This window comes from Collinsella stercoris DSM 13279 (assembly GCF_020735465.1).
Taxonomy (GTDB): Bacteria; Actinomycetota; Coriobacteriia; order Coriobacteriales; family Coriobacteriaceae; genus Collinsella; species Collinsella stercoris.
In genome coordinates this window covers 1,619,652-1,639,683 of the sequence record NZ_CP085935.1, presented here as the reverse complement: position 1 = coordinate 1,639,683, position 20,032 = coordinate 1,619,652, and the positions used below count along the sequence as shown (strand labels likewise).

Genomic DNA, 20,032 nt, shown 5'->3' with positions numbered 1-20,032 from the left:
TAAACCCCACACATATTTGAGATTGCTCAATCTGCATGGGTCAAACGCATACCAAAGCTCTTTGTCCGATTGCGCGTGCCGCGCCTTGTGTTTAGATGTGCTCAATTTCACTCAACAGCATAAACAGTAGTAAACAAAATTGAATATTTTTAGAAGAAACGTTTTATCGCAAACGATAAAACGTTTTAGCGTTTACACTCGGGTAAAGACATCAAAGGAGCGGGATGTGTTGGCCTGCTTCGTGTAGGAAGGGAAAAGCCATGACGCAGCCCGTGATTGGCACTCCGTGGACCAAACTCGAGAACCCAGTGAGCGCAGATGCTCTCGCCGCCGTGGATAAGTACTGGCGTTGCGCTAACTACCTGTCAGTTGGACAGATCTACCTGCGCTCCAACCCGCTGATGCGCGAGGACTGGACCGATGCCAAGACGGGTAAGAAGCGCGACTTTGGCCGTGTGGACGTCAAGCACCGCCTGGTGGGCCATTGGGGCACCACGCCGGGCATCAACTTTTTGTTCGGGCACGTGAACCACCTAATCGCCGACCATGGCCAAAGCACGATCTTCCTCATGGGCCCCGGCCACGGTGGTCCTGCCGGAACGGCACAGTCTCTACTCGACGGGACGTACCGCGAGATCCGTCCCGACATCACGGATGACGAGGCTGGCCTTGAGAAGTTCTTCCGCCAGTTCTCCTACCCAGGTGGCATCCCGAGCCACTTCGCGCCCGAGACCCCGGGCTCCATTCACGAGGGCGGCGAGCTGGGCTATACCCTCAGCCACGCATACGGTGCCGTGATGGACAACCCGAGTCTGCTGGCTGTGGCCGTGGTGGGCGACGGTGAGGCCGAGACCGCGGCGCTCGCCACCTCCTGGCAGTCCAACAAGCTAGTCAACCCCAAGACCGACGGCATCGTCCTGCCGATTCTGCACCTCAACGGCTACAAGATCGCAAACCCCACCATCCTGGCGCGCATCTCGGACGAGGAGCTTACCAAGTTCTTCGAGGGAATGGGCTACAAGCCGCACTTCTTTGTGGCGGGCTTCGACAACGAGTCGCACGCCTCCATCCACGCGCGTTTCGCCGCGCAGCTCGAGGTGGTCTTCGGCGAGATCTGCGATATCAAAGCAAATGCCGAGCTGGGTGACGAGACGCGTCCCGTGTACCCCATGATCGTGTTCCGCACGCCCAAGGGGTGGACGTGTCCCAAGCATATCGACGGTAAGAAGACCGAGGACTCCTGGCGCGCGCATCAGGTGCCGCTGGCCGATGCCCGCGACACCCACGAGCACTTCCGCGTGCTCCGTTCCTGGCTTCGCTCGTACGGCCCCGAGGAGCTCTTCACCTCGGAAGGCCAGGTTCGCGAGGATGTGACCGCCTTCATGCCCAAGGGCGACTTGCGCATCGGCGCCAACCCCAACGCGAACGGCGGGAAAATCCGCCGTGAGCTTGAGCTGCCCGATATCCATGCCCATGAGGTCCCCGTGGCGGAGAAGGGACACGGGTGGGGCGCCACCGAGGCGGCACGCGTGTTTGGCGCCTACACCGCCGATGTCCTTGCCAAAAACGACAACTTCCGCATCTTCGGCCCCGACGAGACCGCGTCCAACCGTCTGCAGGACTGCTATGCCGCGACGAGCAAGCAGTGGCTCGCCGGTCACTACGCCGACGCCGACAACGATGACCTGCTCGCCCCGAGCGGCCGAGTAATCGAGCAGCTCTCCGAGCACCAGTGCGAGGGCTTTCTCGAGGCGTACGTGCTCACCGGCCGTCATGGCGTGTGGTCGAGCTACGAGAGCTTCGTGCACGTCGTCGACTCCATGGTGAATCAGCACTGCAAGTGGCTCGAGGCGACTAAGCGCGAGATTCCGTGGCGCGCTCCCATCTCCGGTCTGAACATCCTGCTTTCAAGCCACGTGTGGCGCCAGGACCACAACGGCTTCTCTCACCAGGATCCGGGCTTCATCGACGTCCTGCTCAACAAGGCAAACGACACTCACGTCGTGAACGCATACTATCCGTGCGACGCCAACATGGCGCTTGCGGTTGCGGAGCGCGTGTACCAGTCGACGGACTGCGTGAACGCGATTTTCTGCGGCAAGCAGCCCGCGCCGACGTTCGTGACGGTGGACGACGCCCGTGCCGAGCTCGCCGAGGGGCTGGCCGCATGGGAGTGGGCGAGCACCGCTTCGAGCCTCGAAGAAGCCGACCTGGTGATCGCCACGTGTGGTGACGTCCCCACGCTCGAGGCGCTCGCCGCCGTGGACCTGCTGCGCGAGCATGGCGTCAAGGTGTGGTTCGTGAACGTGGTCGACCTGCTCAAGATTCAGAACGCCTGCGAGAACGACCAGGCGATCTCCGATGAGCGCTTCGCCGAGTTCTTCGGTGCGGGCGACAAGCCGGTCCTCTTCTGCTTCCATGCCTATGCCGGCACGATCCGTCGCCTGGTGTGGGCGCGCCCCGGTCATGACGCCTGGTGTGTCCACGGCTATGAGGAGAAGGGTTCCACCACCACCCCGTTCGACATGCTGCGCCTGAACAACATGGATCGCTGGGCGCTCGCTGCCGAGGCTTTGCGTCTGGTGGACTCCGCGAGCTGCGATCCGGCGCACGCCGGGCAGATCGAGGCCTGGGAGGCGTTCCGTCTCGAGGCGTTCGAGTTTGCCGTCGAGGAGGGCTACGATCATCCCGCGTTCACCGATTGGGTTTGGCCCGATGCCGCGTCCAATATGGAGAGTGCGCTGAGCGCCACGCAGATGACGGCAGGCGATAACGAGTAGATTGAGCCCCGTGACGCCAAACCTCTACCCGGCCTTGGAGGTTTATGCGTTCAGGTGTGCCCCACCTCCGGATCGAGCGAATCGCTAGCGTCTCAGAATCCCAACTCGAAGAGGCGGAACACCAGTGAGCTGCCCCCCGGCTCCAGGGCTTATAAATAAAGTTTTGGAGCCGGAGGCTCTTCTATGACGATCTACGACAGGTCGGCGAGAGGGTTGGCCCGCATCACTTGGGTAACCCGAATGGCCTGCGGACAGTCTGTTCGAAATCGCTGCACCTTGGATTCCAAAAGGTCATCTCGGTAAATAAAACCCAGGAAGCCCGCCGATGGCGGGCTTCCAGGGTCGTGTGCCTGGATGCGTGGACAGTCCGCGATGCGGGGGCGACCTACTTCACAACCAGAATGTCGCAGTCGGTGTTGCGCAGCAGGAACGTGGAGATCGACCCGAGCAGCGCGTATTTGATGGAGGACAGGCCGCGGGCGCCACAGAGCACCAGGTCGGGCTGAACCACGTCGAGCATCTCATCCTTGAGCGTCTCGCGAATGCGACCGGCGCGAATCATGACCTCGACCGACGGAATATCGGGGTTGGCCTTGGCCTCTTCGACCTGGGCGGTGATGGAGTTGGTGAACGCCTCCTGCAGGCCCTGAACCAGGTCGGCCGGATAGGAGCCTGCGGATTCGAGGGCGGTTGAGTCGATGACGTGGCCGATGACGAGCGCGGCCCCATTGTTGGCGGCGACTTTGATGGCGCGGGCGAGCACGAAATCCTGCTGCTCGGTGCCGTCAAGGGCAACAAATACCTTGGAATAACCCTCGTGCATGGTAGCCTCCTTAACTTAAGCGACGGGCTCCGTGTGGCCCGTCTTGTTGCTTTGCCATGCCACAGTTATACCCAAATGAGCCATCCACCGGGGCAATATGCCGTGAACGGCACGCTTTTTCGGTGCAGCGCGCCGTTGGGGGCGATAATAGACCGGTACGTGACGCGCGGTGCTCGTCCTTCCTCGACGGCATGGGCCTTTCGCCGCGCCTCCGCTCAAATGTCTGGGAGGTCCACGTGGACATCATCGAACTGCTCAAATCTGCCTTCCTTGGCCTGGTCGAGGGCATTACGGAATGGCTGCCCATCTCGTCGACCGGCCATATGATCTTGGTGGACGAGTTCATCAAGCTCAACGTGACCGAAGAGTTCTGGAACATGTTCCTCGTGGTGATCCAGCTCGGCGCGATCCTGGCCGTGTGCGTGCTGTTCATCCGTGACCTGCTGCCGTTTGGGTTTGGCAAGACGCGCCAGGAGTGCCGCGACACCTGGAGCCTGTGGGGCAAGATCATCGTGGGCTGCCTGCCTGCGGCGATTATCGGCATTCCGCTGGACGACTTCATGGAGGAGCACCTCTACAACGCGTGGGTCGTCGCTGCCGCGCTCATCGTCTACGGCATCGCGTTCATCGTGATCGAGCGTTGGCGCGCTAACAAGCTCGCGGCGCGCGTGGCCGAGGAGGCCGCAGCGAACGCCCGTCCCGGCGGTGCCCACTTTGCGGCTCCCGCCGTTGCCGTCGAGCCTACGCAGGGCGGCGACTTTGGCGCCATCACCTCGCTCGAGGACCTCTCCTACAAGACCGCCCTGGGCATCGGCTGCTTTCAGGTGCTCTCGCTCATCCCCGGCACATCGCGCTCCGGCTCCACCATCATCGGCGGCCTTCTGCTGGGCACCACGCGCTCTGTGGCGGCCAAATTCACGTTCTTCCTCGCCATTCCCGTCATGTTCGGCGCGAGCTTCCTCAAGCTCGTGAAGTTCTTCCTCAAGGGCGGCGTGTTCGATGCGAGCGGCCTGGCCATTCTGGGCGTGGGTTGCGCGGTTGCCTTTGTGGTGTCGCTCGTGGCCATCAAGTGGCTCATGGGCTTTGTGCGCCGTCATGACTTCACGGCGTTCGGCATCTACCGCATCGTGCTCGGCATCGCGGTCTTGGGATATTTCGCTCTGCTGGGCTAGTGATCGCGGCGCATCGCGGCGGCACGGCCCTCGTCTACGAGTCGGCTCGTCGTGAGCGGACGGCGGAGGGGTTTGCAGGGCATAGCGTCCCGTGATTCGCCGGCATGCTCGACCTGGCTAGCCTATGGCGCAGGTCTTTTTATGGCGCAGGTCTTTTGCAGGGCTGCACATAAACGCACGTATATGGCACGCGCTCTGGCATACTGGGTGCGTGCCATGTTGTATGAAAGGGACCTCTCCATGACCAATGTGTACTTCAACCATGACGGTGGCGTCGACGACCTTGTGAGCCTGCTGCTGCTTTTGCAGATGCCCGAGGCCCACGTGACGGGCGTGTCCGTGATCGACGCGGACGGCCAGATGGAGGCGGCGCTCGAGGCAACGCGCAAGATCATCGACCTGTTCGGCGGCAAGCAGGGCGTGCTCGAGGTGGCGGCCTCCACGTCGCGCCCGCACCATCAGTTCCCCTCCGAGTGGCGCGGCGCGGCGTTCACCTTCGACGCGCTGCCCATCCTGAACGAGCATGGAGCGCCCAAGACTCCCGTGACCGATGTGCCTGCGCACCTGGATTTGGTGAACAAGGTCATGGCGCAGGAGGGCAAGACCACGCTGCTGTTCACCGGCCCGCTCACCGACCTCGCCCGCGCGCTCGACGCCGAGCCTGCCATCGAGGACAAGATCGAGGCGCTCTACTGGATGGGCGGCTCGCTCGACGGCCATGGCAACGTGGTCGACCCGTGCTTTGACGGCACGGCGGAGTGGAACGCGTTCTGGGATCCGGAGGCCGTCAAGCGCGTGTGGGACTCCTCGCTCGAGATTCACATGGTGGGCCTGGAGAGCACCGAGGAGCTGCCGCTCACGCGCGAGCTCTGCCAGCATTGGGCGACTTTGCGCCGCTACCCCGCCATCGACCTCATCGGCCAGGGCTACGCGCTCGTGCTCAACGTGGCGGCGAACAACGTGTACTACCTGTGGGACGTGCTCACCACGGTCTACTGCCTGTACGCGGATATTGCCGAGGTGGAGCGCGTGCGTTGCGACGTGCGTGTTGACGGTGCGGCGGCGGGCCGGACGTATCGCTGCGAGGATGGTCGTGAGGTCACGTTGGTGACGCATACGGACGCGGAGCGCTTCTACGCCCTGGTGGACGAGCTCGCGATGTCCGCGGCGCCCGCGCTGTACTAATACCGTCACTTGCTCGCGAACTTGCGGAGGGCATGCCATGAACATCCAGATCTTTGGAACCAAGAAGAGCTTCGATACCAAGAAGGCGCAGCGCTACTTTAAGGAGCGGCGCATCAAGGTCCAGTTCGTCGACCTCAAGGAAAAGGGGATGAGCAAGGGCGAGCTGCAGAGCGTGATGCGCGCCGTGGGCGGCATCGACGCCGTGGTCGACGAGAACGCGAAGGACCAGGACACGGTGGCGCTCATCACCTACCTTGCCGAGAGCCAGAAGTTCGACAAGTTGCTCGAGAACCAGCAGGTCCTGCGCGAGCCCATCGTGCGCAACGGCCAGAAGGCGACGGTTGGGTACTGCCCGGACGTCTGGAAGACCTGGGAATAAGGCGCGCTTGCGGGTGGTGGCTCTGGTGAAGACCGCGGACGGCGCGGCTGTGAAAGGTCTTCCGCGATGAGGGTTTTCTTGGGTGCCGCTCGGTGATCTTGTGAGTGCAGCCTGGACGATGGGGAAGATGCCTCCCCATCGTGTGGCGCGTGCATGACCTCGTGGGGGTATTTCGATGAAGCAGCATGCAATGGACGTCATTGTCACATGTGATGAGGGGTACTTGGGCCCACTCCGCACCATGTTGTACTCGCTGCGCGCAAGCAATCAGGGCGCTCAAGTTCGTATTTGGCTGCTGCACAAGGGGATTTCCCTCCCGGCGCTTGAGGAGCTGGAACGGTTTTGCTCGGTTCTCGGCCTCGCGATAGAGCCCGTGACGGTCGACCGTGTGCTCCTCGATGGAGCCAAATGCAGCGAGCGGTACCCCCAGGAGATGTATTACCGCCTGCTTGCACCCAGCATAATCAAAGCTCCCATCGAGCGGGCCCTGTATCTCGACCCCGATATCCTCGTTATCAATCCGCTTGACGATCTTTTTGAAATCGACTTGCATGGCAACGCGTTTGCCGCTGCTTCGCATCTGGATGCCGTCCACCCTGCGACGGCGCTTAACAAAGCTCGGCTTAGCACGTCTTCGGACTACTTTAATACCGGCGTGATTCTGTTCGATATCGCAAGGGCTCGAAAGAGCATATGCGTTGATGAACTCTTTTCGTATGTGAAGGCACACGAGCAAGTCATGCTCTTTCCCGATCAAGATCTGTTTAATTCCCTTTTTGGCGCAGTCACCCTTCGTATCCCCGATGAGATTTGGAATTACGACGCGCGCAAGTACCCAGATAACATCATTCGAACATGGGGAACGGCGACGCTCGATTGGGTGATGGAGCACACGGCGATTTTGCATTTCTGCGGTAAGAACAAACCGTGGGCTCCTGGGTATCGCGGACAGTTTGCATCCCTGTATAAGCATTATGACGTTCTTGCCCAGCGCGTTTTGAAGTGATTCGCGTGGGCTATATGGAACGGGGATGCAGGCTTGTTGAATAGCGGGTTGAGATGGCTCATCAGGTTGTTGCTAACGATTGCTACGTGTTGACGGGGCAGATTAAGATAAATCTAATGCTTGTTGATGTGACAGTTTTTAGAGATGGGATTGGGGCGAGGGCAATGCTGGATGTTGTGGTGTCAATAGCGGGGGCCTGTTTGCTGGCGGTGTTCGGCACCTTAATGTTTCGAGGCAAGTTGACAGGGCTCCTCGCTGGAATGCCACTGCTGTCGGGAGAGCATCTGGATGAGGCAAAGCGCGTGGTTGAGTCTCGTGGGGCGCATCGAGCGGTGGGGGCGGCATTGGTCTTCTCTGCAGTATGCCTGCTGTTGTCGCTGCTCTTTCCGGATAAAGGGTCATTTTTTGGGCTGCTGGTGACCGTCGCTGTATTTGCATCGCTTGCCTATGCAAACCGAGAACTAATTCTCTCGTACTTGAAGTCGCGATGGCGTTCTGGACGTCGCGAGCCGAAATAGTACATTTCCGCGATCGGCGTAGACGTCATATAGGAGCAATTCGCATCCGTGAGTGGAGAAAACAACGCTCAATGGGGATGGATGAGCGGATGTCCCCATCCCCATCTTATGCAGTTGGCGCATTCGCTTAGCAGCTACAGGCACTCCAGGAAGCTCGTGCCCTCGCCGTTGCCGGGGACGCCGAAGTTCTCCAGGATCGTCGCGCCTAGGTCGCTGGCGGTGCCGCGCAGCCCTAGGTCGCACCCGGCGCATCCGCGCTCGGCCATGGACGGGGTCCAGGCCAGCAGCGGCACGAGCTCGCGCGTGTGGTCGGTGCCGCGGTAGGTGGGGTCGTTGCCGTGGTCGGCGGTGATGAGCACCAGGTCGTCCTCGTGCATGCGGGCCATCACGTCGCCCAAGCGGCGGTCGAAATCCTCGAGCGCCAAGCCGTCGCCCAACGGGTCGCGGCGATGCCCGTACACGGCATCGAAATCCACCAGGTTGGTAAAGCACAGGCCATGCCAGTCCTGCGCCATGACCTCGTCCACATGGTCCATGCCGTCGGAGTTGCTCTGGTTGTGGTAGTGCGCGCCAAAGCCGTTGCCGCACAGCAGGTCGAAGGTCTTGCCCACGGCGATGGTATCGAGCCCGGCGTCGTGCAAAAAGTCCACCACGGTGGGACCGGTGGGGGTGAGGCCGTAGTCGTGACGGTTGGCGGTGCGGGTAAAGTCCGTCGCGCACGTGCCCACGTAGGGGCGCGCGATCACGCGGCCCATGGTGATCTCGGGCCCGTTGATGAGGGTGCGTGCGTACTCGCAGATGCGGTAGAGCTCCTCGAGCGGAATGACCTCCTCGTGCGCCGCGATCTGCAGCACCGAGTCGCCTGAGGTGTACACGATCAAATCGCCGGTCTTGAGCTGGTGCTCGCCGTAGTCCTTGAGGACCTCGGTGCCCGAATAGGGCTTGTTGCACACGATGTCGCGACCGCTGAACGCGCGCAGCTTGTCCAGCAGGCTCTCGGGAAAGCCCTGTGGGAAGTAGTCCATCTCAAAGCGCGTGGGCAGGCACATCATCTCCCAGTGGCCATCGAGTGAGTCGTTGCCGCGGCTGATGATGCGCATGCGGCCAAAGGCGCCGGCGGGAGCCTCGGGCGTGCCGATTCCGGCGAATGGATTGTCGGGGCGCGCGAGGTTGAGGCCCAGGCGCTCCATGTTCGGCAGCGCGAGCGCGCGCCCCTGGTTGTCGAGCCACCACTGGGTCAGATGGCCCAGCGTGTCGGCACCGTCGGAGTTGTATTGCGCCGCGTCGGGGGCGTCGCCCACGCCGATCGAGTCGATCACGATGGTGAGGATGCGCTTGAATTTCTGTGAGGTCATGCGAATGTCCTTTGACGCGAACGATTAGGCTTCGAGCTCGCTCAGGATGGCGATGCTGGCGGAGACGCCCAGGCGGTTGGCGCCGGCCTCGATCATGGCCTCGGCGTCGGCGAGGGTGCGGATGCCGCCGGCGGCCTTCACGCCAAAGTCCGGGCCCACGGTCTCGCGCATCAGGCGCACGTCCTCGACGGTGGCGCCGCCCGTGGAGAAGCCGGTGGACGTCTTGACGAAGTCGGCGCCGCCCTCGACGGTGAGGCGGCTGGCGCGCACCTTCTCCTCCTCGGTGAGCAGGCAGCACTCGATGATGACCTTGAGGTGCGCCCCGCCGGCGTGAGCGGCCTCCGCCACGGCGGCGATGTCGGCGCGCACGACGTCGTCGTTGCCGGCCTTGAGCTCGCCGATGTTGATGACCATGTCGACTTCCTGCGCACCGGCGGCCACGACGTCGGCGGTCTCGGCAGCTTTGGCAGCGGTGGACATGGCGCCCAGCGGGAAGCCGATGACGGCACAGGTCATGACGTCGGCGCCCTCGAGGGCACGGGCCACGCGGGGGACCCAGTAGCCGTTCACGCACACGGAGGCGGTGTTGAGCTCACGCGCCTCGGCGGCAACGCGGTCGATCTGCTCGGCGGTTGCGTCGGCCTTGAGCAGGGTGTGGTCCATGTACTTGGCGAGTTCGGACTTGGTGAGGGACATGAGGGTTCCTTTCGTTGATGGAAGAGCTGGGTGGCTCTAAGCGTACACGATGCCGTCGCGCGTGACGGTGGCATACAGGAGGGGAGTCGCCGGCGGTTGCTTGGCGGCAAAGGTGTAGGCGCCGGCGAGGCGCTCGGCTCCGGCGGCGAGTTTGGCGGGGTCGTTGGCGTGCAGGATTGCCACGGGCTCGCCTGCCACAACGGGGTCGCCGTAGTTCTTGAGTAGGGTGATGCCCGCGCCGTAGTCGATCGCGTCTTCCTTGGTGAGGCGTCCGGCGCCCAGCTCGGCGCTGGCAATACCCACGGCCTCGGTATCGATGTGCGCCACAAAGCCGTCGCAGGGAGCGGCGAAGGTGCGGGTGAGCGTGGCGCCGGGCAGCAGGGAGGGATCGTCGAGCACGCGCGGGTCGCCGTCTTGCGCCTCGACGATCTCCTTGAAGGCGGCGAAGGCGGAGCCGTCGGCGATGACGCGCCGGGCGCGCGCCTCGGCCTCTTGGCGCGTGCAGTGGCCCGTGAGCTCGAGCAGGTCGCTCGCGATGAGCAGCACCTCGTGCTCCAAGTCGGCGGGGCCGCGACCGTGGAGCGTCTCGATGACCTCAGCCACCTCGAGTGCGTTGCCTATGGCGTGCCCGAGCGGCCGGTCCATGTTGGTGACGAGCGCCTTGACGCGGCGCCCCATGCCCTCGCCGATGGCGACCATGGCCTGCGCGAGCTCGACGGCCTCGGGGACGGTCTTCATGAACGCGCCGGACCCGACCTTCACGTCGAGCAGGATGCAGCTCGAGCCGGCGGTAAGCTTCTTGCTCATGATGGAGCTGGCGATGAGCGGAATACTGCTCACGGTGGCGGTGACGTCGCGCAGGGCGTAGATGAGCTTGTCGGCGGGGACGAGGTTGCCGGTCTGGCCGATGATGGCCGCGCCGTGCTCACGCACGCAGTCGATGAACGCCTCTTGGCTGAGCGCGGTGTTGAAGCCGGGAATGCTCTCGAGCTTGTCCACCGTGCCGCCGGTGTGCCCCAGCCCGCGCCCGGTCATCTTGGCAACAAAGGTGCGCCCGGGATCCATGGCGGCGAGCATGGGCACCACGGCGAGGGACGTCTTGTCACCCACGCCGCCGGTCGAGTGCTTGTCCACGGTCGCCCCGGGAATGCCGGAGAGGTCGACCACCTCGCCCGAGTTCATCATGTGCAGGGTGAGCAGGCGCGTCTCCTCGGCGCTCATGCCGCGCAGGTAGATGGCCATGAGCAGGGCACTCGCCTGGTAGTCGGGGATGCGCCCGGCTACGTAGCCGTCGACGAAGAAGGCGATCTCGGCGTCGGTGAGCTCGTGCCCGTCGCGCTTTTTCTCGATGATGTCGTACATGCGCATTGCGATGCCTCGTTTTCGCTCGTTGGGGTTGCCCTTGGGCCGTTGTAGTTCAGCCGTTTACTTGCCGAGGTTCTCCGGTCCAAAGCTGTAGGGCAGGAGCTCCTCAAGGGTGGACTCGATGTACTCGGTGTCGCTGGTGCCCATGAGGATGCGGAAGGTCGCGGGATCGCAGAACTCGCGCATCACCTGACGGCACACACCGCAGGGCGCGCAGAGCTCACTGATGGGCTGCCCCTGTGGTCCGCCCACCACGGCGATGGCGGCAAAGTCGCGATGCCCGTCGAACACCGCGCGGAAGATGGCGGTGCGCTCGGCGCAGTTGCCCGGCGAGTAAGCGGCGTTCTCGATGTTGCAGCCCCCGTACACGGTCCCGTCAGCGCAGAGCAGGGCCGCGCCCACGGCAAAGTGCGAGTACGGCGCATACGCGTTTTCCCGCGCCGTAATGGCCGCACGTACCAGTTCAATATCAGTCATGGTGCTCCTTTCGGTCCCAGGGGGTTGGCCCTCCGACCTGTATCGTCCTGTGCTCGGGCAGTCCTGTTCGCTCGGAGAGCCCACAGGGCTCTCCGGCTCATGTGGAACTCGCACAGGACGATGCAGGTCGGAGGGCCAACAAACGCTAGGAATCGATCATCGCAAAGCAAATGTTTGCGAGCTCGGGCAATCGGATTAACGCAGGGAGGCCCGCATGTTTCTTCCGGCGCGAGTTCCGCATGCCAAACAGTCCAGTGGACTGTTTGTTGAGTGCAAAACGACTGCTCGAGCGTAGGAAGAAACATGTGGGCCTCCCGTTGGGACTGATTACCCGCGCGAGCCCTTCTCGTAGGGAACGCCGTCTGCCTTAGGCGCAACGGAGCGGCCCACGAACAGAACGAGCACCACGAGGGTGAGGATATAGGGCATGCAGGCCAGAATCTCGGAGGGGATCGGCACCACACCGCCGCCCAGGATGATGACGAGCGCCTGTGCCAGGCCGAACAGCAGGCACGCACCGAATGCGCCATGCGGGGTCCACTTGCCGAAGATGACGGCTGCGAGGGCGATGAAGCCCTGACCGGCCACAGCGGTCTGGGTGAACTGCGAGATGATGGCCAGCGTGATGGATGCGCCGCCAAAGCCCGCCATGACACCCGAGAGCACGACGCACGCAAAGCGGATACGGCTCACGTTGATGCCAAGCGTGTCGGCGGCCGCGGGGTGCTCGCCCACGGCGCGCACGCGCAGGCCCCACTTGGTCTTGTACAGCACGAACCACACCACGATGGCGGCAACAAGGCCAAGCACCACGGTGACGTCGATGTTGAGGTTCGCCCACGGGGTGCCGGCAAAAGCACCGGATCCAAACACCTTGGGCAGCGTCTGGACGGCCGGGCTCTGCGTGCCGCCGTCCCACATCAGGCGGGCGAGGAACAGGGCGATGCCCGGTCCCAGCAGGTTGAGCGCGATGCCCGAGACGTTCTGGTCGGCCTTGAACGTGACGGCCGCCACGGCGTGCAGCAGCGCAAAGGCGCCACCGGCCAGGCCGGCGATCAAAAAGCCGAGCCATGCGTTGCCGGTGAAGAACGACGTTGCGGCACCGGCCAGGGCGCCGATGGTCATCATGCCCTCGATACCGATATTGACGACGCCGGAGCGCTCGGAGATCACGCCGCCCAGCGCGCCGAACACCAGCGGCGTGGCGTACATAAGGGTGATGCCGATGAGCAGGGTGATGTTATTAAGCATTGTCGGCCTCCTTCTCCACGGCAACGGTTGCGACGGCGGTTGCGGCAGAGGTTGCCTCCGCACCGCCCGAGCCCGTCGAGCCGCCCGTGCCCTTCTGCGCGGCGCGCTTCTCCAGGCGGTTGGCCACAAGCGTGACCACGCGGGCGAGCGCTACGAAGAACACGATGGTGCCGATCATGATGTTGATGATGTCGGTGGGGGCGCCCACGGCCATCTGCACCGAGGTGCCGCCGTACAGCAGGCCGCCGAACAGCAGGCCGGCGAAGATGCAGCCGATGGGTGAAGATCCGGCGATGAGCGCGACGGAGAAGCCGTTGAAGCCGTAGTTCTCAAAACCAGCCAGCGTGGACAGGCTGTGGGGCTGGATGCCGGTGATCATGAGGGCGCCGGCCAGGCCGGAGATGCCGCCGGCGATGAGCATGGCGAGCACGGTGTTGCGCTCAACCGGCATGCCGGCGAACTCGGCCGCATCGCGGTTGAAGCCCACGGCGCGCAGCTCAAAGCCCAGCTTGGAGCGGAATAGCACGAACCAAATCAAAACTGCCACGGCCACGGCGACCAAAAACGCGATGTTCACATCGGTCTTGACCAAGAAGTCGTACAGCCACGGGATGTTGCGCAGCGTCTCCAGGCCGGCGTCGGACAGCTTCCACTCGGGTAGGATGGTGGTGAAGCCCGAGGGGTTGATGGCGATGGAGGAGGTGGAGCTCGGCTGGTGGAACATCTCAGAGTTCACCACGAAGTTGTTCATGTAGAGCATGGTCCAGTTAAGCATGATGGCGGTGATGACCTCATGGATGCCGAAGCGCGCCTTGAGGAAGCCGGTGATGCCGCCGATGATGGCACCGCCAGCCACGCCCGCCAGGATAACGACGGGGATCTGCAGCGGCATGGGCAGGTTGAGCATGGTGCCCGCGATGAGCGCGCAGATGGTGCCGGCCACGTACTGGCCCTCGGCGCCGATATTGAACATGCCCGTCTTGAAGGCGAAGGCCACCGAGATGCCCGTCAGGATGATGGGCGCGGCCTTGATGATGGTGTTGGAGATGTATTTGGGCTTGGCGAAGATGCCCTCGAACAGCGCGGTGAACGATGCGATGGGATCGTAGCCGGCAACGGCCAAAAGGATGGCCGCCACGGCAAAGCCCAAAACGATGGCGAGCAGCGTCGCCGTGATGGGCTTCTTCAAAATGCGGACCGCGGTGCTCTCCTGCGGCTTCGCGGTTGTGGATGCGGTAGCAGACACCTATGCCTCACCTCCTGCCATGAGCAGGCCGAGCTTGTTCTCGTCGACCTCGCCCTGCTTGAACGTACCGGTGATGCGGCCGTCATAGATCACATCGATGGTGTCCGAGACGCTCATGACCTCGTCGAGTTCCAGCGAGATGAGCAGGATCGCGATGCCGCGGTCGCGTTCGGCCACCAGCGCCTTGTGCACGTATTCGATCGCGCCCACATCCAGGCCGCGCGTGGGCTGGACGGCGATGAGCACGTCGGGATCGTTGGAGACCTCGCGGGCGATGATGACCTTCTGCTGGTTGCCGCCGGACAGGCCCGCGGCGCTGCGGTCGGCGCAGTCGGCGGGGCGGATGTCGTAGTCGGCGATGAGCTGCTCGCAGAACTCGTGCATCTTGGTGCGGTCGAGCACGCCCCGCGCGCCAAACTCGGGCGTGCGGTACTTCTCGAGGGCGGCGTTTTCGGCAACGGTGAACGGCAGGACCAACCCGCGCTTCTGGCGGTCTTCATGGATGGTCGAAACCTTGTGGTCGATCACGTTGCGCGGAGTGGTGTTCTGGATCTCGACGCCGCGCACGCGCACCTTGCCGCCCTTGGCCTTGGTGAGGCAGGTGATGGCCTCAACCAGCTCTTTCTGGCCGTTGCCGTCGATGCCCGCAATGCCCACGATCTCGCCGGCATGCACCGTGAGGCTGAGGCCCTTGACGGTCTCGATGCCGCGCTCGTCCTCAACATGCAGGTCTGAGATCTCGAAGATGGCCTCGCCGGGCTGGGCGGGCTTCTTGTCCACGGTAAGGTTGACGTGGTGGCCCACCATCATGTCGGCAAGCTGCTCCTCGGACACGTCGTCCACGTGCACCTCGTCCACATACTGGCCGCGACGGATGATGGTGCAGGTCTCGGAGGACGCCTTGATCTCCTTGAGCTTGTGGGTGATGACGATGATCGTCTTGCCGGCGCGGGTGAGGTCGCGCATGATCTGGATCAGGCGCTCGATCTCCTGCGGGGTCAGCACGGCGGTGGGTTCGTCGAGGATCAGGATGTCCGCGCCGCGGTAGAGCGCCTTCAGGATCTCCACGCGCTGCTGCATGCCCACGGAGATGTCCTCGATCTTGGCATCGGGGTCAACCTCCAGGCCGTATTGGGCGATGATCTGCTCGACCTTTTGGCGGGCCTTCTTCATGTCGAGGATGCCCGCACCGCGGCAAACCTCGCTGCCCAGCACGATGTTTTGCGTGACGGTGAAGTTGTCCACGAGCATGAAGTGCTGATGGACCATGCCGATGCCGTGCGCGATGGCGTCGTTGGGGCTGTTGATCTGGACGGGCTCTCCGTTGATGCAGACCTGCCCCTCGTCAGCCTGGTACAAGCCGTAGAGTACGTTCATGAGCGTGCTCTTGCCCGCACCGTTTTCTCCCAATACCGCGTGGACCGTGCCTTTTTTGACATTCAGGTTCACATGGTCGAGGGCGGTAAACGTGCCGAACGTCTTGACGATGCCGCTCATCTGCACCGCGAAGTTCGCGTTGGGCTCCATAAGCCACCTCTCCTTCCTTCGTTTGTTACGGGGTTTCGTCCCGCGTTGCACGTCCGGGGTCATCGGGCGGTCAACGTGGAACGGCTCGCGTGCGGCGAGCAGGCGGGGTTGCGCTATCCGGGTCGGGTTGTGCCGAACAAACGCGTGGACCCTCATCGCTTCGGGCGGAAACGATTCGTCTGTGCGGAATCGGGCATCAACATAAAACGGGGCGGCGGCGCCTCACACACCGTCGCCCCGTCTCAGTTACACCTTAGAGGGAGGCAACGTAGTCGTTGAAGTCCTTCTCGGTGCCCGGAGGCGTGATCTTGCCGTCCTTGATCTGCTGGAACAGGTCCTGGGCGGTCTTGTAGACGTCCTCGCTCATAAGGTCGTGGTGCTCGGAGATACCCACGGCGCCGTCCTTGGCGGACAGCTCGATGTTCTTGCCACCGATCTCCTCGCCGTCGGCGGCCTCCTTGGAGACCTCGATAACAGCCTGGTCAACGTTCTTCATGACGGAGGTCAGCATGTTCTCGGGAGCCAGGTCGTACTGATCCTTGTCGACGCCGATGACCTTCTTGTTGGACTCCTTGGCGGCCTCGATCACGCCGTTACCAGCGTTGCCGGCGCAGGCGAACACGATGTCGCAGCCGTCGGAGTACATCTTCTGGCCGGCAGCCTTGCCCTTGGCGGCGTCGGTGAAGGTCTCGATGTACTGGGAAACGACCTCGACGTTCTTGCCCTCAGCCTTGTTGGCGTAGGCAACGCCGGCCTGGAAGCCCCAGTTGAAGGTCTCCAGAACGTCGGACTTCATGCCACCGACAAAACCGACCTTGCCGGTCTCGGAGGTCATAGCGGCGATGTAGCCGGCTACGAAGGAAGGCTCCTGGGTCTTGAAGGTCACGCCGGTGAGGTTGTCGGTGAGGCCGTCCTCGTTACCCTTGTCGTCCTTGTGGCCCTTCTCAGGGTAAGCATTGTCGATGATGGCAAAGTGCACGTCGGGGTTGGTCTTGGCGGCATCGCGGATGGCGCCGGCCATGGCAAAGCCGATACCCCAGACGGTCTGGGCGTCGGAGTCGACAGCCTTGTCCAGGTTGGTGGCGTAGTCGGCCTCCTGCTTGGACTCGGTGTAACCGACCTCGATACCGGTCTCCTTGTTGAGCTTCTGCAGGCCCTCCCAGGCAAGCTGGTTGAAGGAGCGGTCGTTCACGCCGCCCATGTCGGTGACCATCTGGACCTTGTAGTCGGCCTCGGCGGGCGCGGAGCCGGCCTCGGAGCCGGCGGGCTTGGCGTCGCCACCGCAGCCGGCAACGGTCAGCGCGACGGCGCCGGCCAGGGCAAGACCCATGAGACGATTCTTCTTCATGCTCTTCCTTTCTTGCGATTCGGAACATACCTATACGGAGAGGCGAGGGGCCTCTCATCTTTTACCGTGCCTGAGCAAGAGCGCGGCGAAAGACCGAATGGCGGCGCCCGGCGCGGGGTTCCTTGGCGGAGCCTCGCGATGCGCGACGCGTGGATACGGGCAGGCCCGGACCTCGCTGGCGAGCGGGCCCGGGCCTACGGCGGGATTCGTTATGCGGGGAGCGCGAGGGAGAGGGCGATCTCCATCATCTGGGTAAAGCTCGACTGGCGCTCATCTGCGGGGAGAGACTCGCCCGTGAGCGGCAGGTCGGAGACGGTGAGCAGGCACAGGGCCTTTTTGCCGGCGCGCGCGGCGTTCATGTAGAGCGCGGCGGCCTCCATCTCGACGGCAAGCACGCCCATCTTCTGCCACGTGGCGGTGGCGTTGGGGTCGTCCTGGTAAAAATGGTCGGACGAGAGCACGTTGCCCACCTTGACCTCGATGCCCTGCGCGCGGCCGGCGGCCACGGCGCGCTCGAGCAGGTCGTAGCTGGCGATGGGTGCGAACGTGCCGGGCAGGCGGTACTGGGCGGCAAAATTGGAGTCGGTGCAGGCGCCCATGCCGGCCACGACGTCGCGCACGTGGACGGACGGGTCGATGCCGCCGGCGGAGCCCACGCGGATGATCGACTCGACGCCGTAGAACTCATAGAGCTCGTAGGAGTAGATGCCGATCGAGGGCATGCCCATGCCGCCGCCCATCACCGAGACGGGGTGGCCCTGGTAGGTGCCGGTGTAGCCGAGCATGTTGCGCACCTCGTTGAAGAGGTGGACATCCTCGAGGTAGTGGTCCGCGATGTACTTGGCGCGGAGCGGGTCTCCGGGCATCAGGACCGTTTTGGCGATATCGCCGATGTGAGCCCCGTTGTGGGGCGTTGGGGTGCTTTCCATAGTGGGACGAGGCCTCCTTGCGTCGTAGATACCATAGAGTACACTTTCTCACGACTTTGGTGGACCTCGTGCGTCAAATCGGCTGTCGGCCGGTATTTCTGCGAACGGTTCCGCAGGTCAGGGGCTTTATTCTGCTAAAGCATCGACGCCGTTGGCGCCCGCTTCGCCGGTCATGAAGGTGCGGGTCCGGCGCGCGAGCGCCCGCTCCGGGCTTCATGGGGCCTGGATATGCAACGGTGGCGTTGTCGCGACTCGCCCTGCTTGGCGTAGCGTGTCGGTTTAAGCCTAGATGTGCAACGAGGGCGTTGTCGCGACCATGCGGTGAAACACGAACGTGCCCAGGGCGATGCTGACGACGCCTACGATCAGGCTCAGCGCGTGCCCAACCGCTAGGCCAAAGATGAGCGAGGCGACGAAGATGACCGTCCCCAGCGCGAGCACGTAGACGAGGCCGCCCAAGATGCAGCTGAGCATGGGCGCGCCGCGCTTGATGACGTCTTGGGGGTTAATCCAAGTGAGGTTGGGGTGCTTGACGTCGACGCGCATGCCCACGCACACCCACAGCAAAAACGTACCAAATCCCACGAGGAGGCACTCGAGGGCGCCGAGCGGCGTGACCTGCCCGCTTGCCAGCAAAATGCCGGAGGCGAGGGTGAGCGAGGCCGCAAAGGGGATTGCGCTGTTCGCGAGCTTGGCGCCGAGCATGGTGCGCGTGCTCACGGGCGCCGTGGCCATGAGCCATGCCGAGCGGCCCTCAATCGAGACGGATGGGACCGAGCTCGTGCAGGTGAGGCCGCAAAAGCCGAGCACCCAGGGAAGAATGAGCTGGATGTTGCCCATGAGCGCCGCGACCTGCTCCGCGCCGAGCTCGACGCCGTTGACGGTCCCCGATGCCAGGAGCTCCTGCAGCCCCATGCTCGCGAGCAAAACCGCGAAGCCTATGGTGAAGACGTAGCCCACCAGGCAGTTGAACGCGTACGTGGGGATGCCCAGCAGCGTGCGGATCTCCTTGACGACGATGGCCCAAAAAGGCGTCTTCGTGTGGGCGTGTGCTCCGGCCCCGCTGGTGCGCTTCGTCCTGTGCCCGTGTGCCCCGGAGCGCCGTGAACGCGCGGCGAGGGTGGCGTTGAGGGCGGCGTAGCGGCGCTGCATGATCTCGAGGCACAGGCCGGATACGCCAAGAGAAAAGACTGCGAATCCGGCGAAGGCGAGGGGAGAGCCGTACGCGACGGCGGCTCCCGCCCAGGCGGCGGGCGGATACGCGCCCGCGATGGAGCTCTCCAGGGTGAGTCCCACCTGCTCGACCGCTTCTATGGCGTCGGTCGTGCTCATGTTGTTCGCGCTGGCAGAAAATACAAAGCATGCGCCTACAAATGCAAGAATGGCCACCATGCCCAGCACGACATATGCAAGGCTCGCGTGGCGAAAGCGCGCCGCGACCCACGTGATGGCGTACGAGGCGAATGTGGCGAGCGCCGTGGGAGCAAGAGGCGCGAGAATCACGCTGAGCACCGCCGCCGCAATCGAGAACGCGCTAGAGGGGACCATCAGAAAGTACACGATGTACAGCGGCGTCATGGCGCATGCCGCAAGTGCGAGTGCCATGCCCATAAGCGTGGCCATACGCGAGGCGACGACCATGCGGCGCGAAACGGGAAGGGACATGACCAGGTCGTAGTCTTTAAAGCCAAAGAGCGTGCCGTTCGCCTTGAGAAACGTGAATACCACGCCGGCGAGCGCCCCTAGCGTGACCGCCAGGGCGGGCAGGATGCGAGCAAGACCCACGAGCGCCAGCCTTACCGCCATGAGCCCGAGGTAAGCCATGAACAGCAGTCCAAGCAAGACGGCGACTGTGGCGATGCCGACGATGCGCAGCGTGCGCTGGTTGTGGGAAAGCCCGGATTTCACGGGTGCGAGGGAGTTCAGAACACTGAGCATCTGCACCCGCGTGAGCAACAGGAAGGTGCGCATGTGG

The 20,032-nt window shown here is 63.4% G+C and carries 17 protein-coding genes; 6 read left to right on the top strand and 11 right to left on the bottom strand.

The features are described 5' to 3' along the window. The first annotated feature begins 260 nt into the window (after nucleotides 1-260). Nucleotides 261-2,780 (top strand): phosphoketolase family protein, encoded by a 2,520-nt coding sequence (locus tag LK434_RS07045; RefSeq protein ID WP_006719698.1) that lies wholly within the window; start codon nucleotides 261-263, stop codon nucleotides 2,778-2,780. A gap of 385 nt (nucleotides 2,781-3,165) precedes the next feature. Here LK434_RS07045 and LK434_RS07040 read toward each other — a convergent pair whose 3' ends face one another. Beyond that, a complete protein-coding gene (locus LK434_RS07040) occupies nucleotides 3,166-3,603 on the bottom strand; it encodes a universal stress protein (RefSeq protein ID WP_006719699.1) in 438 nt (145 codons plus the stop codon). Nucleotides 3,604-3,839: 236 nt separating this feature from the next. Between LK434_RS07040 and LK434_RS07035 the strand changes: the two genes are divergently transcribed. From LK434_RS07035 to LK434_RS07015, 5 genes are all read left to right on the top strand, one after another. After that, on the top strand, nucleotides 3,840-4,775 hold the full coding sequence (locus tag LK434_RS07035) for an undecaprenyl-diphosphate phosphatase (RefSeq protein ID WP_148334417.1): 936 nt from the start codon (nucleotides 3,840-3,842) through the stop codon (nucleotides 4,773-4,775). A 240-nt stretch (nucleotides 4,776-5,015) separates the two neighbouring features. Beyond that, nucleotides 5,016-5,960 (top strand): nucleoside hydrolase, encoded by a 945-nt coding sequence (locus LK434_RS07030; protein WP_040360480.1) that lies wholly within the window; start codon nucleotides 5,016-5,018, stop codon nucleotides 5,958-5,960. A 37-nt stretch (nucleotides 5,961-5,997) separates the two neighbouring features. Next, nucleotides 5,998-6,339 carry an arsenate reductase family protein gene (locus LK434_RS07025; RefSeq protein ID WP_006719705.1) on the top strand — a complete coding sequence of 114 codons (342 nt, stop codon included), beginning with the start codon at nucleotides 5,998-6,000 and terminating at the stop codon, nucleotides 6,337-6,339. 190 nt (nucleotides 6,340-6,529) lie between these two features. Further along, nucleotides 6,530-7,345: a glycosyltransferase family 8 protein gene (locus tag LK434_RS07020; protein WP_227917685.1), complete on the top strand. Its 816-nt coding sequence runs from the start codon at nucleotides 6,530-6,532 to the stop codon at nucleotides 7,343-7,345. 53 nt (nucleotides 7,346-7,398) lie between these two features. After that, a complete protein-coding gene (locus LK434_RS07015; protein WP_006719708.1) occupies nucleotides 7,399-7,863 on the top strand; it encodes a hypothetical protein in 465 nt (154 codons plus the stop codon). A gap of 134 nt (nucleotides 7,864-7,997) precedes the next feature. Here the strand turns inward: LK434_RS07015 and LK434_RS07010 are convergent, their stop codons facing one another. The 10 genes from LK434_RS07010 to LK434_RS06965 all read right to left on the bottom strand — a co-directional run bounded on the left by LK434_RS07010 (nucleotide 7,998) and on the right by LK434_RS06965 (nucleotide 20,028). Beyond that, nucleotides 7,998-9,218: a phosphopentomutase gene (locus LK434_RS07010; protein ID WP_227917684.1), complete on the bottom strand. Its 1,221-nt coding sequence runs from the start codon at nucleotides 9,216-9,218 to the stop codon at nucleotides 7,998-8,000. A 24-nt stretch (nucleotides 9,219-9,242) separates the two neighbouring features. Further along, nucleotides 9,243-9,914: a deoxyribose-phosphate aldolase gene (gene deoC / locus LK434_RS07005; RefSeq protein WP_006719715.1), complete on the bottom strand. Its 672-nt coding sequence runs from the start codon at nucleotides 9,912-9,914 to the stop codon at nucleotides 9,243-9,245. A 36-nt stretch (nucleotides 9,915-9,950) separates the two neighbouring features. After that, a complete protein-coding gene (locus LK434_RS07000; protein WP_006719718.1) occupies nucleotides 9,951-11,282 on the bottom strand; it encodes a thymidine phosphorylase in 1,332 nt (443 codons plus the stop codon). A gap of 57 nt (nucleotides 11,283-11,339) precedes the next feature. Continuing rightward, a complete protein-coding gene (locus LK434_RS06995) occupies nucleotides 11,340-11,756 on the bottom strand; it encodes a cytidine deaminase (RefSeq protein WP_006719720.1) in 417 nt (138 codons plus the stop codon). A gap of 327 nt (nucleotides 11,757-12,083) precedes the next feature. Beyond that, nucleotides 12,084-13,007 carry an ABC transporter permease gene (locus LK434_RS06990; RefSeq protein ID WP_006719722.1) on the bottom strand — a complete coding sequence of 308 codons (924 nt, stop codon included), beginning with the start codon at nucleotides 13,005-13,007 and terminating at the stop codon, nucleotides 12,084-12,086. After that, nucleotides 13,000-14,253: an ABC transporter permease gene (locus LK434_RS06985; protein ID WP_006719724.1), complete on the bottom strand. Its 1,254-nt coding sequence runs from the start codon at nucleotides 14,251-14,253 to the stop codon at nucleotides 13,000-13,002. The genes LK434_RS06990 and LK434_RS06985 overlap by 8 nt, the downstream gene beginning before the upstream one ends. Continuing rightward, complete coding sequence (locus LK434_RS06980) at nucleotides 14,254-15,780, bottom strand: ABC transporter ATP-binding protein (protein WP_040360481.1); 1,527 nt, start codon at nucleotides 15,778-15,780, stop codon at nucleotides 14,254-14,256. Nucleotides 15,781-16,033: 253 nt separating this feature from the next. Beyond that, nucleotides 16,034-17,128 (bottom strand): BMP family lipoprotein, encoded by a 1,095-nt coding sequence (locus LK434_RS06975; protein WP_006719729.1) that lies wholly within the window; start codon nucleotides 17,126-17,128, stop codon nucleotides 16,034-16,036. Nucleotides 17,129-17,337: 209 nt separating this feature from the next. Further along, nucleotides 17,338-18,057 (bottom strand): purine-nucleoside phosphorylase, encoded by a 720-nt coding sequence (gene deoD / locus LK434_RS06970; RefSeq protein ID WP_006719731.1) that lies wholly within the window; start codon nucleotides 18,055-18,057, stop codon nucleotides 17,338-17,340. A gap of 285 nt (nucleotides 18,058-18,342) precedes the next feature. Next, nucleotides 18,343-20,028 carry a hypothetical protein gene (locus LK434_RS06965; RefSeq protein ID WP_006719733.1) on the bottom strand — a complete coding sequence of 562 codons (1,686 nt, stop codon included), beginning with the start codon at nucleotides 20,026-20,028 and terminating at the stop codon, nucleotides 18,343-18,345. Nucleotides 20,029-20,032: the final 4 nt, after the last annotated feature.

Excerpts from the sequence above, each read along its gene's own strand:
- deoC (WP_006719715.1), bottom strand. The coding sequence starts at position 9,914 with ATGTCCCTCACCAAGTCCGAACTCGCCAAGTACATGGACCACACCCTG.
- LK434_RS07040 (WP_006719699.1), bottom strand. The coding sequence starts at position 3,603 with ATGCACGAGGGTTATTCCAAGGTATTTGTTGCCCTTGACGGCACCGAG.
- LK434_RS06965 (WP_006719733.1), bottom strand. The coding sequence starts at position 20,028 with ATGCGCACCTTCCTGTTGCTCACGCGGGTGCAGATGCTCAGTGTTCTG.
- LK434_RS07020 (WP_227917685.1), top strand. The coding sequence starts at position 6,530 with ATGGACGTCATTGTCACATGTGATGAGGGGTACTTGGGCCCACTCCGC.
- LK434_RS07015 (WP_006719708.1), top strand. The coding sequence starts at position 7,399 with ATGGCTCATCAGGTTGTTGCTAACGATTGCTACGTGTTGACGGGGCAG.
- LK434_RS06995 (WP_006719720.1), bottom strand. The coding sequence starts at position 11,756 with ATGACTGATATTGAACTGGTACGTGCGGCCATTACGGCGCGGGAAAAC.
- LK434_RS07045 (WP_006719698.1), top strand. The coding sequence starts at position 261 with ATGACGCAGCCCGTGATTGGCACTCCGTGGACCAAACTCGAGAACCCA.
- LK434_RS06980 (WP_040360481.1), bottom strand. The coding sequence starts at position 15,780 with ATGGAGCCCAACGCGAACTTCGCGGTGCAGATGAGCGGCATCGTCAAG.
- LK434_RS06990 (WP_006719722.1), bottom strand. The coding sequence starts at position 13,007 with ATGCTTAATAACATCACCCTGCTCATCGGCATCACCCTTATGTACGCC.
- LK434_RS07030 (WP_040360480.1), top strand. The coding sequence starts at position 5,016 with ATGACCAATGTGTACTTCAACCATGACGGTGGCGTCGACGACCTTGTG.
- deoD (WP_006719731.1), bottom strand. The coding sequence starts at position 18,057 with ATGGAAAGCACCCCAACGCCCCACAACGGGGCTCACATCGGCGATATC.
- LK434_RS07000 (WP_006719718.1), bottom strand. The coding sequence starts at position 11,282 with ATGCGCATGTACGACATCATCGAGAAAAAGCGCGACGGGCACGAGCTC.
- LK434_RS06975 (WP_006719729.1), bottom strand. The coding sequence starts at position 17,128 with ATGAAGAAGAATCGTCTCATGGGTCTTGCCCTGGCCGGCGCCGTCGCG.
- LK434_RS07010 (WP_227917684.1), bottom strand. The coding sequence starts at position 9,218 with ATGACCTCACAGAAATTCAAGCGCATCCTCACCATCGTGATCGACTCG.
- LK434_RS07025 (WP_006719705.1), top strand. The coding sequence starts at position 5,998 with ATGAACATCCAGATCTTTGGAACCAAGAAGAGCTTCGATACCAAGAAG.